At 60.2% G+C, this 13,227-nt stretch carries 14 protein-coding genes; 5 read left to right on the forward strand and 9 right to left on the reverse strand.

What is annotated here, in order from left to right:
* Nucleotides 1–762 precede the first annotated feature (762 nt).
* Both AC0ZWN_RS11360 and AC0ZWN_RS11365 read left to right on the forward strand, forming a co-directional pair.
* Complete coding sequence (locus AC0ZWN_RS11360; protein WP_476335074.1) at nucleotides 763–1,527, forward strand: SDR family oxidoreductase; 765 nt, start codon at nucleotides 763–765, stop codon at nucleotides 1,525–1,527.
* Nucleotides 1,528–1,702: 175 nt separating this feature from the next.
* Nucleotides 1,703–2,608: a cation diffusion facilitator family transporter gene (locus AC0ZWN_RS11365; RefSeq protein ID WP_257356913.1), complete on the forward strand. Its 906-nt coding sequence runs from the start codon at nucleotides 1,703–1,705 to the stop codon at nucleotides 2,606–2,608.
* Nucleotides 2,609–2,717: 109 nt separating this feature from the next.
* Here the strand turns inward: AC0ZWN_RS11365 and AC0ZWN_RS11370 are convergent, their stop codons facing one another.
* The 7 genes from AC0ZWN_RS11370 to AC0ZWN_RS11400 form a co-directional block, all read right to left on the reverse strand.
* Nucleotides 2,718–3,851: an AGE family epimerase/isomerase gene (locus AC0ZWN_RS11370; protein ID WP_476335075.1), complete on the reverse strand. Its 1,134-nt coding sequence runs from the start codon at nucleotides 3,849–3,851 to the stop codon at nucleotides 2,718–2,720.
* A 181-nt stretch (nucleotides 3,852–4,032) separates the two neighbouring features.
* On the reverse strand, nucleotides 4,033–4,605 hold the full coding sequence (locus AC0ZWN_RS11375) for a HupE/UreJ family protein (RefSeq protein ID WP_093430201.1): 573 nt from the start codon (nucleotides 4,603–4,605) through the stop codon (nucleotides 4,033–4,035).
* Nucleotides 4,606–4,632: 27 nt separating this feature from the next.
* Nucleotides 4,633–5,247, reverse strand: a complete 615-nt coding sequence (ureG, locus tag AC0ZWN_RS11380; RefSeq protein ID WP_007915910.1) for an urease accessory protein UreG — start codon at nucleotides 5,245–5,247, stop codon at nucleotides 4,633–4,635.
* A gap of 12 nt (nucleotides 5,248–5,259) precedes the next feature.
* Nucleotides 5,260–5,934 carry an urease accessory protein UreF gene (locus AC0ZWN_RS11385; RefSeq protein WP_476335078.1) on the reverse strand — a complete coding sequence of 225 codons (675 nt, stop codon included), beginning with the start codon at nucleotides 5,932–5,934 and terminating at the stop codon, nucleotides 5,260–5,262.
* Nucleotides 5,931–6,431 carry an urease accessory protein UreE gene (ureE, locus tag AC0ZWN_RS11390; RefSeq protein WP_008087160.1) on the reverse strand — a complete coding sequence of 167 codons (501 nt, stop codon included), beginning with the start codon at nucleotides 6,429–6,431 and terminating at the stop codon, nucleotides 5,931–5,933. The genes AC0ZWN_RS11385 and ureE overlap by 4 nt, the downstream gene beginning before the upstream one ends.
* A gap of 301 nt (nucleotides 6,432–6,732) precedes the next feature.
* Complete coding sequence (locus tag AC0ZWN_RS11395) at nucleotides 6,733–7,365, reverse strand: TetR family transcriptional regulator (RefSeq protein WP_007915913.1); 633 nt, start codon at nucleotides 7,363–7,365, stop codon at nucleotides 6,733–6,735.
* Nucleotides 7,366–7,519: 154 nt separating this feature from the next.
* The gene (locus AC0ZWN_RS11400) at nucleotides 7,520–7,987 is read right to left on the reverse strand and encodes a hypothetical protein (RefSeq protein WP_093430203.1); all 468 of its coding nucleotides are present in this window, start codon (nucleotides 7,985–7,987) and stop codon (nucleotides 7,520–7,522) included.
* 385 nt (nucleotides 7,988–8,372) lie between these two features.
* Between AC0ZWN_RS11400 and AC0ZWN_RS11405 the strand changes: the two genes are divergently transcribed.
* Nucleotides 8,373–10,448, forward strand: coding sequence for an AsmA family protein (locus AC0ZWN_RS11405; protein WP_476335080.1), 2,076 nt, complete (start codon nucleotides 8,373–8,375; stop codon nucleotides 10,446–10,448).
* Between the two features lie 93 nt (nucleotides 10,449–10,541).
* Here AC0ZWN_RS11405 and AC0ZWN_RS11410 read toward each other — a convergent pair whose 3' ends face one another.
* Nucleotides 10,542–11,075: a ferritin-like domain-containing protein gene (locus AC0ZWN_RS11410; protein WP_093430205.1), complete on the reverse strand. Its 534-nt coding sequence runs from the start codon at nucleotides 11,073–11,075 to the stop codon at nucleotides 10,542–10,544.
* Nucleotides 11,076–11,173: 98 nt separating this feature from the next.
* Nucleotides 11,174–12,109: a LysR substrate-binding domain-containing protein gene (locus AC0ZWN_RS11415; protein WP_320335903.1), complete on the reverse strand. Its 936-nt coding sequence runs from the start codon at nucleotides 12,107–12,109 to the stop codon at nucleotides 11,174–11,176.
* A gap of 121 nt (nucleotides 12,110–12,230) precedes the next feature.
* Between AC0ZWN_RS11415 and AC0ZWN_RS11420 the strand changes: the two genes are divergently transcribed.
* Nucleotides 12,231–12,869: an NAD(P)H-dependent oxidoreductase gene (locus tag AC0ZWN_RS11420; protein WP_116255807.1), complete on the forward strand. Its 639-nt coding sequence runs from the start codon at nucleotides 12,231–12,233 to the stop codon at nucleotides 12,867–12,869.
* Nucleotides 12,870–13,175, forward strand: coding sequence for a DMT family transporter (locus AC0ZWN_RS11425; RefSeq protein WP_476335083.1), 306 nt, complete (start codon nucleotides 12,870–12,872; stop codon nucleotides 13,173–13,175).
* Nucleotides 13,176–13,227: the final 52 nt, after the last annotated feature.

The raw sequence follows: 13,227 nt of genomic DNA on the forward strand, positions 1-13,227 counted from the left end.
TAGGAGTAAGCCTGCTCGCGATCGCGGTTTCCCATTCGCCATCACCGGTGGCTGATACACCGCTATCGCGAGCAGGCTCACTCCTACAGTTGATCTGCGCCAGAATCCAGAATTGTGGAAAACAAATTCCCCAAGCTGCCAAAGCGCGACATATAGACGCTGCAAATGGCTGTTTTTCCACAGTTTTGACTTGTCCCCGTTTGCTGTGGAGCTGGCTGTGAATAACGTGGGTGTATCTGGCTGCGCGCCATGTAAACCGTGGCCTGCAAGTGTGTGGTTGTTTTTTGATCAGGCGTTTTTGCGGGGCTTGAAGTCTTTGTTGTCAACCTTTTTATAGTGTCGCGGATAGCAGCGATTCCGGGTGAACAATCCTGTGGATAAGTCTGTGATTAAACTCTGGAAAGACTGCGCTGAGGGCCGTAATTACTGGCCTCGCGCAATCACTGCGCTGACTGCTCGGTCGTGCAAAATGCCATCTCCCGCACATCTGCCGCTTCAGGGTCAAGCAAAAAACTTTCTATTTCGCCCGCAAAGCCTTGTGTGGCGCGGCTTTGCGCGTTTCCAGTTGCCCCCGGAAACTGTGGAAGGGACTGTGGATAACATGCGTGCACATGGCTACAGGCCACGGTCGCTATGGCGTTGGCATGTCTGGTTGTTTTTTGTACAGCTTGTGGGTGTTGCCCGTGAATGCGCGGGCGGGCATGCTGCCTGCTGATTTTCTATTCCAAGGGCTGCCCCGGCGGCCGAAGCAAGGAGAACACGATGTCCAACACCCTGCTTATCACCGGCGCGACGTCCGGATTTGGTGAAGCCTGTGCCCGCCGTTTTGCCGAGGCTGGCTGGAAACTGGTGCTGACCGGCCGTCGTGAAGAACGCCTCAATGCGTTGTGCGCCGAATTGTCGAAACAGACCGAAGTGCACGGTCTGGTGCTTGATGTGCGTGACCGTAAGGCGATGGAAGCGGCGATTGCCAATCTACCGCCGTCGTTCGCAAAGCTTCGCGGGTTGATCAACAACGCCGGTCTGGCGCTGGGCGTGGATCCGGCGCCGAAGTGCGATCTCGACGATTGGGACACCATGGTCGACACCAACGTCAAAGGCCTGATGTACGCCACCCGCTTGCTGCTGCCGCGCCTGATCGCCCATGGCCGTGGCGCCGGCATCGTCAACCTTGGCTCCATTGCTGGCAACTATCCGTATCCGGGCAGCCACGTGTATGGCGCGACCAAGGCGTTCGTTAAGCAGTTCTCGCTGAACCTGCGCTGCGACTTGCAAGGCACCGGCGTGCGGGTCAGCAACATTGAGCCGGGGCTGTGCGAGAGCGAGTTCTCGCTGGTGCGTTTTGCCGGCGATCAGGAACGCTACAACGCGACCTACGCCGGTGCCGAGCCGATCCAGCCGCAGGACATTGCCGAGACGATTTTCTGGGTGATGAACGCGCCGGCGCACATCAACATCAACAGTCTGGAATTGATGCCGGTAAGCCAGACCTGGGCGGGTTTTGCCATTGAGCGGAACAAGGCCTAAGACCGCGTTGAAGCCATTCGCGAGCAAGCTCGCTCCCACATTTGATCGCGGTCTCATGTGGGAGCGAGCTTGCTCGCGAAGGGGCCGTCACAGGCAATAAATCCCGATAAGGTAAACTCCCCTCGCAACAACCCAACCGCACCCCGCGGTTTTCAGGGTTTTTCGAGGAGTCAAAGTGAGTAACCGAGGTGAGCAGGCACTGCTCAAACAATCGACCATTCTGATGTTGGCTGTGGCGATTGCCGGGATCGTCACCGGTTTTGTTTCAGGTTCCCAATCCATCCTGTTTGATGGTTTTTTCTCGCTGATCGCAACCTTCATCAAAGTCCTGATGCTGATCACGGCCAAGCTGATCGCCAAGCAAAGCAACCACCGTTTCCAGTTTGGTTTCTGGCATCTGGAGCCGATGGTGCTGCTGATCGAAGGCAGTTTCCTGATGTTGATCGCGATCTACGCGTTTCTCAACGGCGTGTTCGGCATCATCAACGGTGGCCGCGAGATCGAGTTGGGGCTGGTGATCATTTATGCGGCGGTGTTTACCGTGGTCGAGTTCGCCTACTTTTTCTACGTCCGGCACCGTAACCGCAAGCTCAAATCCAGCCTGATCCAGTTCGACAACATCAGTTGGCTGGTGGACGCGATGCTGTCCGTGGGCCTTTTGATCAGTTTCCTCGCGGCGCTGCTGCTCAAGTCGCAGGGCTATGGGCAGTGGGCGGTGTATGTCGACCCGCTGATCCTGATCGTGCTGGCCCTGACCATGTTGCCGCCGGCGTTCAAGATTCTTGGCCCGGCCCTGCGAGATGTCCTGGGGATTGCCCCGGACACGCTGGATGATCAGGTGCGCCAGGTGATGGACGCGGCGAAAATCGAGCATGGTTTCGACGATTACGTGTCGTACGTGCAGAAGCACGGGCGGGCGCGGTTTATCGAGATTCATGTGGTGTTGCCGGCGGATTATGCGCTGAGCAATGTCGGGCAACTGGATGCGTTGCGCGAAGAGATCTCGGCGAAGCTGGGCAAGCCGGATGCGGCGCGGTGGTTGACCATCAGCTTTACCGGGGACAAGAAGTGGATTGCCTAGAGACCGCATAACGGCCATTCGTCGGATCGCCGCCCGGAGCAGGCTCACTCCTACATTTGGAATGCGTTCCCCTGTAGGAGTGAGCCTGCTCGCGATAGCTATTTATCCGTCAGCGAAGATATTCAGCCAGGCCGCTATAGCAAGTCGCCAAGTGATACGGCGTAGTCGAAGGCATGTCCTTACGGCTCACCTCGCCCAACTCATCCCGGCACTCATGCCAGCCATCAGCATGCAAAAACCGCTGCTGCAATGCCTGCAACTGGCGCAGCACCACCGCTTCACTGCCCTGACGCAAGGTCAGGGCGCGCAGATATTCCGCCTGCGCCCAGATCCGCTGGGTCGAGTCTCGCGGGCGTCCGTCCGTTTCCAGATCGAGCATCGCCCGTACTGCGCCGGATGGCTGCACCACACCGTATTGCTCGGTGAAGGCAAACGCCCGGTCAAGCGCCGCATGCAGTTTCGAACCACGCAATAACGGCGACGATTCGAGCAGGAAATACCATTCGAACTGATGCCCCGGCTCATACCAGTTATCCACAGCCCCGAGCGGCTTCTCCATCAACACGCCATATTGCGGATCGACGAACTGCTTGTGCATGGCTGTGCATAACGCCAGCAACGCTTTCTGCGTTTGGGCATCTTCGCGCACGGCAAGGGTGGCGAGGAACGCTTCGGCCAGGTGCATCAGCGGGTTTTGCAGTGGACCGGTTTGCAGGGTGATCCAGTCGCGTTCCAGGCAGGCTTCGTACAGGCCATCGCCGGTGGCGAAGCGCCGGCCGATGATTTCCAGCGCCGCATTCAACGTCGACTCGACCAGCGGATCGCCGGATTTTGCCCAGTAATGCGCGCAGGCAAACAGGATAAAGGCGTGGGTGTAGAGATCCTTGCGCTGATCCAGCGGTTTGCCTTGGGCATCGACGCTGTAGAACCAGCCGCCATGCTCGGCATCATGAAAGTGCCGTTGCAAGGAGCGGAACAGTGCCGCTGCACGCACTTCAGCGTTATCCACAACCCCGATCAGACTGGAAAACAGATACAGCTGCCGTGCACAGGCCATCGCCCGATAGCGCTGCGGTGGCAGCGGCTGATGCGCGGCGTCCAGCGCCTCGTAGGGCAACGCCATGTCGGCGTTCCAGCCCGGGCCTTGCCAGAGCGGCACGATCACGTTGACGAAGTGCTGTTGCACAGCGCCGAACAGGGCGGTCAATTCGGGCAGGGAGGTGGAGCGAGAAGCGTGGGGCATGGGCGGACGTCGTCACGGCTGGGGCGATTGCGCGACATGGTAGCAGAGAGACTGACATCAGCGATGCGGCGTCTGATCGGCCGCCTTCGCGAGCAAGCTCGCTCCCACAGGTTTTGTGTTCGCCACAAATCCAATGTGGGAGCGCGCTTGCTCGCGAAAAGGCCAGTTCAGACAATAAAAACTAGCCTGCTAGCAACCAAGCCCCAGTCACCGCCGAAGCCGCACCCGCCAACCGCACCAGCGGCGCCGCTGCCTGCGGCAACACGCGAACCACGCCATAACCGACGGCATGCAAAGCGGCGGTCGCCACAACGAAACCCGCCGCATACGCCCAAGGACTGCTCATGTCTGGCAGTTCCAGACCATGCGCGACGCCATGGAACAACGCAAACAGCGCCGTCGCCGCTACTGCCATGACCAACGGCGGCCGCACCGCCAAGGCCACTGCCAGACCCAGCGCGAGCACCGATGCGGCAATTCCGCTTTCCAGCGCTGGCAATTCCAGCCCTTCAAAACCGAGCATGCCGCCGATCAGCATGGTGCCGACAAACGTGCACGGCAGCGCCCAGCGCGCGGCGCCCTGCTGCTGCGCAGCCCACAAACCGACAGCCAGCATCGCCAGCAAATGGTCGAGGCCGCCAATCGGGTGGCTGATACCGGCGACCAGGCCGCTGTCGCCATGCCCCGGGTGAGCGAAGGCCAGCGCTGGCGTCAGCAGCAGCGCCACGGCGCCAAGAATACGTTTGAGTGTCATGGATAAGCTTCCTTGTTGATAAGTGAATCAGGCTGCAGTCAGCAGGCCCTGGCGTTCGATGAAGGCGATGATTTGCTCAAGGCCCTGACCGGTTTTCTGGTTGCTGAAGACGAACGGCTTGCCGTTGCGCATGCGTTTTGTGTCGCTGTCCATCATCTCCAGCGAGGCGCCCACCAGCGGTGCGAGGTCGATCTTGTTGATGACCAGCAGATCGGATTTGCAGATCCCCGGCCCGCCCTTGCGCGGCAATTTGTCGCCCGCTGAGACGTCGATCACGTAGATGGTCAGGTCGGACAGTTCCGGGCTGAAGGTCGCCGAGAGGTTGTCGCCGCCGGATTCCACCAGAATCAGATCCAGTCCCGGAAAACGGCGGTTCAGTTGATCGACCGCTTCCAGGTTGATCGAGGCGTCTTCGCGGATCGCGGTGTGCGGACAGCCACCGGTTTCCACGCCGATGATCCGTTCCGGCGCGAGGGCTTCGTTGCGCACGAGAAAATCGGCGTCTTCGCGGGTGTAGATATCGTTGGTGACCACGGCGAGGTTGTAGCGCTCGCGCAGGGCCAGGCACAGGGCCAGGGTCAACGCGGTTTTGCCGGAACCGACCGGGCCGCCGATGCCGACGCGCAGAGGTTGTGTGTTCATCGAGTGTTTCTCCTAAGAACGGAAGAGGCGGCTGTACTGGCGCTCGTGGGCCATGCACGCCAAGGACAGGCCGAACGCGGCGCTGCCCATGTGGTCGGGATTGATTCGGCTCGCGTCCTGCTGCGCTTGTTGCAGCAGCGGCAGCAGTTCGCTGGTCAGGCGTTGGGCGGCTTGCTGGCCCAGCGGCAAGGTTTTCATCAGGACGGCGAGCTGGTTTTCCAGCCAGCTCCACAACCAGGCGGCGAGCGCGTCCTGCGGGTTGATGCTCCAGGCACGCGCGGCCAGCGCCCAGCACAGGGCCAGATGCGGTTCGGGGCATTGATCAAGAAAATCGCGGGCGGCTGCGTCGAGTTCCGGCAAACCATTGAGCAGTTGTTGCAACGAATAACCCATCTGCCGACTTTCCAGATGCAACTCGCGCGTCTCGCGGCTGGCGCGATGGCTTTCGCAGAGGCTCAGCAGCTCGGCCCATCGGCCATCCGCCGCCGCCTGACAATGCGCGAGCAGCAGCGGCGCTTCGAAGCGGGCGAGGTTGAGCAGTAACTGATCGCTGATCCAGCGCCGGGCACTGTCCGGGTTGTTCACACGGCCGTTATCCACCGCCATTTCCAGGCCTTGCGAATAGCTGTAGCCGCCAATCGGCAATTGCGGACTGGCCAGGCGCAGCAGCGCCCAGGCCGGATTCACAGGCGTACGCCGAACTGATGGAGTTTCGGCGCGTAGTTGAAGTCTTCGTCGCCGTGGCGTGAATGGTGATGGCCGCCGCCATAGGCACCGTGCTCGGGCTGGAATGGCGCTTCGATCGCTTCTACCTGCGCACCAAGCTGTTCGAGCATCGCCTTGAGCACGTAATCGTCGAGCAGGCGCAGCCAGCCATCGCCAACCTGCAAGGCGACGTGGCGGTTACCCAGGTGATAGGCAGCGCGGGTCAGTTCGAAGGCGTTGGCGCAGGTGACGTGCAGCAATTGCTCGGGGCGGGCGCAGACGCGGACGATGCGGCCGTCTTCAGCTTGTAGGCATTCGCCGTCATACAGCGGCGGCTGTCCGCGCTCCAAAAACAACCCGACGTCTTCGCCCTCGGCACTGAAACAGCGCAAACGGCTTTTGCTCCGCGCTTCGAAGGTCAGGTGCAACTCGGCGGCCCAGACGGGTTGAGGGTCGATTCTGCGGTGAATCACCAGCATCGGAAAGCTTCCAGCTATGGACAATACTCAGGCTAGAGCAAGGGCCTTGCCAATCGGACGAGATGTAGGAAATCCCTGTCGGAGCGTAGTGGATGTTTCAAGATGTTGCTGGAATATGGAAGGTTTTGGTGCGTGAAGATTTTTTTATGCACCAAATGGAGGCCGATGCGCCGAACCAAATGTGGGAGCGAGCTTGCTCGCGAAAGCGGTGGGTCAGTGATTTAGAAGTTGGCTGACACGACGCCTTCGCGAGCAAGCTCGCTCCCACAGGGGATTTGGTCTGGGCTGAAATAAAGGAAGGTTATTCGGTACTGCCCAGCCCCTGCCAGTGCTTGAGCCCAATAAAGATAAAGCGCAGTTGCTGGGTGATCTTCGCCTGCGGCGTCAGATGTTCCGGCAAGGCTTCGGCCGGCGGATCGATGATGTCGGGGAGGGTAGCGAAGACCGATTTGACGATCAGGTCAGCCATCACGCTCAAACCGGCGGCATCCAGGTGCTGAAGCTTGGGCATCATCGTCAGGTCGGCCGCCAGGTCGGAGCTGATGTTCTCGCGCAACCGGCCGATTGCCTGACGCACCGGCAGCGAGCCACCGTACTGCTCACGGGCGAGAAACAGGAATTGCGAGCGATTGGCGCTGACCACGTCGAGGAAGATCCGCACCGAGGCATCGATGATGCCGCCCATGACGAATTCGTTGTGGCGCACCAAGCGGATGGTTTCACGGAAGGTCTGGCCGACTTCACTGACCAGCACCAGGCCGAGCTCATCCATATCGGCAAAATGCCGGTAGAAACCGGTGGGCACAATCCCGGCGGTTTTGGTCACTTCGCGCAGGCTCAGGCTGCCGAATCCTCGGCCGCTTTCCATGAGGTGGCGGGCAGCGTCCATCAAGGCGTTGCGGGTCTGTTGTTTCTGTTCGGCGCGGGGCAGCATCGCAGGGTGTGTTCTTTGGCAGGACAAGCGCCGCACTCTAGCAAATCGGCTTTGTCGGCGTCGAACGAGAGGACATGGAGCAGGAGATTTCACCGGCCAGAAAAGTCAAAAGCCCAATCCGGTGATTGGGCTTTTTTTCGAGGCCGCCATGGGCTTAGCTCAAGGCACTGTTGCGTTCGATCACACGGTCACCACCACCTTCGGCAAGGGTTTGACCTTGTGGAGTGCGGTCGCCGCCATCGGAAGCCAGGGTCTGGCCTTGTGGAGTACGGTCGCTACCATCGGAAGCCAGAGTCTGGCCTTGTGGAGTGCGGTCGCTACCGTCGGAAGCCAGAGTCTGGCCTTGTGGGGTGCGGTCGCTGCCGTCGGAAGCCAGGGTCTGACCTTGTGGGGTCTTGTCGTAGCCGTCCTGAACCAGGCCTTTCTCTTCCAGGCGATCACGGCCGCCTTCAGCCAGGGTCTGGCCTTGTGGGGTACGGTCCGAACCATCAGCTGCTACGGTCTGGCTGAATACCGAGTGGCTGGATTTCACTTGCGGGGTAGCCTGGTCGGCAGCGGGCAGGGCGAAAGCAGTGCTGGCTAGCATCGACAGGGTAAGGCTGAGCAGTAGTTGGCGTTTCATGATGGGTTGCTCCTTGGGAGGGCGATAAAGTGGGTACGAGGGCAATGCTACTCTCGATAAGTCGATATAAAAGTTCATAAACGCAATGGTAATAATCAACAGAATTGATTGTTCTGCCGGGAGGCTCTAGATCGCGGCTTTCCGGGCGACGGTTTTGCACCGGGGTGGGTATTTCCGACTCACTCGCGCCTCGCAAAAGTGCGGGTCGCGGTAACACTGTTCGACTGATCGGTCAGATTTCGCGCGACTTTTTACGCGGTTATTGGCCTTTCGATTAAACCTGCGGCTGGTTTGCCAGTCGTAGATTTCATGAGGGCCGCTTTGGCCCGCCGTTTCAGCCGTACGCCGCAGTCTTTGCGTGCGGTCGTGATCAGGAGCTTTGTGCATGACGCGCACTGGAAAAATCTTCAGCTGGACCTTCGCCATCCTTGTGCTGCTACTGGCCGTGCTGGTGTTGATCATCGTGTTCTTCGACTGGAACCGGATCAAACCGCCGCTCAACGCCAAAGTCTCGGAAGAACTGCACCGACCGTTTGCTATTAACGGCAACCTCGCGGTGATCTGGCAGCGCGAGCCGGACGAGGGCGGCTGGCGCGCCTGGGTGCCGTGGCCGCACGTGGTCGCTGAGGATTTGAGCCTGGGCAACCCGGACTGGTCGAAAAAGCAGCAGATGGTCACGCTCAAACGCGTTGAGCTGCGTATCTCGCCGCTGGCATTGCTGGCGCAACGGGTGGTGATTCCGCGCATCGACCTGACCGAACCCAATGCAGAGTTGCAGCGTCTGGCCGATGGCCGCGCCAACTGGACGTTCAAGTTTGACCCGAAGGATCCGAACGCTGAACCCTCGAGCTGGGTGGTCGACATCGGCGCCATCGGTTTTGACAAGGGCCATGTCACCCTCGACGATCAAACGCTCAAAACCAATCTGGATGTGCTGATCGATCCGCTGGGCAAACCCATCCCCTACAGCGATATCGTCGGTGACAAAGCAGCGAAGACTGCGCAGGACAAGGGCGGTGCGCCGCAGGATTACGCGTTTGCCTTGAAGGTCAAAGGCCAATACCACGGTCAAAACCTCACCGGCCAAGGCAAGATCGGTGGGCTGCTCGCCTTGCAGGATGCGCGCAAGCCATTCCCGCTGCAGGCCCAGGCGAAGATCGGCGACACTCGCATCGAACTGGCCGGCACGCTGACGGATCCGCTCAACCTCGGCGCCCTCGATCTGCGCCTGAAACTGGCCGGCGCCAGCCTCGGCAATCTTTATCCGCTGACTGGCGTGACCCTGCCGGACACCCCTCCGTATTCCACTGACGGTCACTTGATCGCCAAACTGCACGATGAGGCCGGGGCGAAATTTACCTACGAGCAGTTCAACGGCAAGATCGGCAGCAGCGACATCCATGGCGACCTTACCTACGTCGCCAGCCAGCCACGGCCGAAACTCAGCGGCGCGTTGCTTTCCAATCAACTGTTGTTCGCTGACCTCGCACCGCTGATCGGCGCTGACTCCAATGACAAGCAGAAGGCGCGCGGCGGCGAAAGCAAACAGCCGGCCGATAAAGTGCTGCCGGTGGAAGAGTTCAAGACTGATCGCTGGCGCGCGATGGATGCCGATGTCGAGTTCACCGGCAAGCGCATCGTCCACAGCGAGAAACTGCCATTCAACGACCTCTATACCCACCTGAAACTTAACGATGGCGAGCTCAGCCTGGAGCCACTGCGCTTTGGCGTGGCGGGCGGCAATCTTGATGCACAGATCCGCCTCAACGGTCGTACCGAACCGCTTGAGGGCCGCGCGAAATTGACCGCGCGCAAGTTCAAGCTCAAGGAGCTGTTCCCGACGTTCGAGCCGATGAAGACCAGTTTCGGTGAACTCAACGGCGACGCCGATATCACTGGTCGCGGCAACTCGGTGGCCAAACTGCTGGGCGGCGCCAACGGCAAGTTGAAGATGTTGATCAACGACGGCGCGATCAGCCGTGAGCTGATGGAACTGGCCGGGCTCAACGTCGGCAACTATGTGGTCGGCAAGATCTTTGGCGACAAGGAAGTGAAGATCAACTGCGCGGCGGCGGACTTCGACATCAAGACCGGTCTGGCGACCACGCAGCTGTTTGTCTTCGATACCGAGAACGCGATCATCTATATCGACGGCACGGCGAACATGGCCACCGAGCAACTGGATCTGACGGTGACCCCGGAATCCAAGGGCTGGCGTTTGATTTCCCTGCGTTCACCGCTGTACGTGCGCGGCAGGTTCATCAAGCCGGACGCGGGTGTGAAGGCTGTGCCGCTGATGTTGCGAGGGGCGGGGATGGTTGCGCTGGGTGTGATCGCCGCGCCGGCGGCGGGGCTGTTGGCGCTGGTGGCACCGAGTGGCGGTGAGCCGAATCAGTGTGCGCCGTTGCTGGAGCAGATGAAGGCGGGCAAGGCGCCGGTTACCGTAAAACCTACCAAGTAATCTTCAGCGTTAGTAAAGACGCCATCGCGAGCAGGCTCACTCCTACATTTGGAATGCGTTCCCATGTAGGAGTGAGCCTGCTCGCGATAGGGGTTAGAGGTCGTTCAGGATGTCAGCCATGTCATCGGCGTGCTCTTCTTCCTGCGCCAGGATATCTTCGAAGATACGTCGCGTAGTCGGGTCTTTCTCGCCGATGTACTGGATGATTTCGCGATAGCTGTCGATGGCGATCCGCTCGGCAACGAGGTCTTCGTAGACCATCTCTTTGAGGGTGTTGCCGGCCACGTATTGCGCGTGGGACATCTTCGACAGCATGTCGGGGTTGAACTCGGGCTCGCCACCCAATTGCACAATGCGCTCGGCCAGACGGTCAGCGTGCTGGGCTTCCTGGGTGGCGTGTTCGAGAAACTCTTCGGCGGCCACATGGGCTTTCACGCCATTGGCCATGAAGTAGTGGCGCTTGTAGCGCAGCACGCAGACCAGTTCAGTGGCCAGCGATTCATTGAGCAAGCGCAGCACCTCTTCACGGTCGGCGCTGTAGCCCTCGGTGACGGCGCCGTTCTCGACGTGTTGGCGCGCACGTTCGCGCAAGGTTTGAACATCTGACAGATGCAGGTCGTCGCTCATTTCGATCTCCTGGAGGCTAATCCGATTGTCGCCACGTTCTGCGGACGCGGTCGCTACCTAAGCTGTGAGTCGTGAGCGTTGCAAAAAGTTTTATCGGTTTACGCAACCCCTGTAGGAGCTGCCGAAAGCTGCGATCTTGGCGCCAGCGCGGACAAAACTGCCTCCTCGCGCAACCAGGCAAAAAACGCCCGCACCGGCGGATGCCGCTCGCGCCCCGGCACGCACAACGCGCTGTACCCGGCGCCATCGACCTGAACCTGGCCCATGAACGGCACCAGCAAACCGCTGGCGACACTCTCCGACACCAGAATATTGCTCGCCAGCACCAGCCCTTGCCCGGCGATCGCCGCTTGCAGGGCGTAATGCTCTTCATCGTATTCGCGGATGGCCGGTTGCGCGTGTAACCAGTTTTCGCCGGCCTTGGCGCACCACGCTTCCCAGCCATGGGCATACAGCTTGGAATTGTGCCAGCGCACGCTGATCAACGTCGGTGTACGCCGCGCCGCCAGCGCCACTTGCTCGGGTGAGCCGTACACGCCGAACGACTCATCGAACAGGCACAGGCCATACAGGTTCGGGTAATCGTCGAGGCTATAGCGCAAAACCAGGTCGACACTGGCGTCCTGATGCAGATCGATGACTTCGCAGTGCGTATCGAGGCGCACGTTGATGTTCGGATGCTGCGCGTAAAAGCGCCCGAGACGCGGCACCAGCCACAGCGCCGCGAATGCGGCGGTGGTCGATAGCGTCAGCGTGCTGGCGTTGCGTTGCGGGCGCAGGGTGTCGACGCTTTGCGCCACCTCCAGCAATGCGCCGTGCAGGCTGCGAAACAGGCGTTCGCCGCCCTCGGTCAGGCGCACCTGGCGTGGCAGACGTTCAAACAACGCGACACCGAGCCAGTCTTCCAGCGAACGGATCTGATGAGAAATCGCGGTCGGCGTGACCGAAAGCTCTTCGGCGGCAGCCTTGAAGCTCAGCAATCGTGATGCCGATTCAAAGGCGCGCAGGGCGGTCAGCGGTAACGAGGCAAACATTGGAAAACTCCATGGATGAAATCAATTCATCCCGACTGATTTTTGCTCATTTGAGGCAACGGTCTGCTGCCTGCAATCTGCAGCGACACAGCAATCAAAGTCTAGCCTCAAGGAGTTTCAGATGAGCAAGATTCTTGCGATACATGCCAGCCCACGTGGTGACCGTTCGCACTCGCGGCGGTTGGCGGAAGCTTTTCTCAGCGCCTGGCAGGTGCGTCATCCACAGGCGCAGGTGACCCGGCGTGAAGTCGGCCGAGCGTTGATTCCGGCGGTCAACGAGGCCTTTGTCGCTGCCGCGTTTTATCCGGAGCCTGAAGCGCGCCCATTGTCGATGCAGGCTGATCTGGCATTGAGCGATCAACTGGTTGGCGAGTTGTTCGACCACGACCTGCTGCTGATTTCCACGCCGATGTACAACTTCAGCGTACCCAGCGGCCTTAAGGCCTGGGTCGATCAGATCGTGCGGCTCGGCCTGACCTTCGATCACACGCTGGACAATGGCGTCGCGCAGTACACCCCACTGTTGCAGGGCAAGAAGGCGCTGATCGTCACCAGTCGCGGTGGTTTCGGCTTCGGCCCGGGCGGCGAGCTGGAAGCCTTGAACCACGCCGATCCCTGGTTGCGCACGGCGCTGGGGTTCATCGGCATCAACGACGTCAGCGTGGTCGCTGCCGAGGGCGAAGAGTCCGCCGAACGCACCTTCGCGGTGTCGTTGGCCGAGGCCGAGCAGCGTTTGCTCAGCCTTGCCCGGGAGTTCTAGGTGGCCTGGCTGTTCCTGCTGATCGCCGCCGGATTTGAAGTGACGTTCGCCATGGGCATGAAATACGCCGAAGGCTTCACCCGGCTCTGGCCGTCATTGATCACGGTGATTGCAGCGTTCGGCGGGATCTACTTCCTGACACTGGCAATGCGCGAGTTGCCGGTGAGCATCGCCTACCCGATCTGGACCGCGATTGGCTCACTCGGCACGGTGTTCCTCGGTTTCGCCCTGTTGGGCGAGAGCCTGACGTTGGTCAAACTGCTGTCAGTCGGGCTGATTGTGGCGGGGGTGGTGGGCCTGAAGTAGGCTGGTCGTTGAGTTGTCATCATCAAGGAGGATGCTTGGCGGGCGTTTTGCA

This window comes from Pseudomonas sp. 3B-A001-10F, from assembly GCF_056313565.1.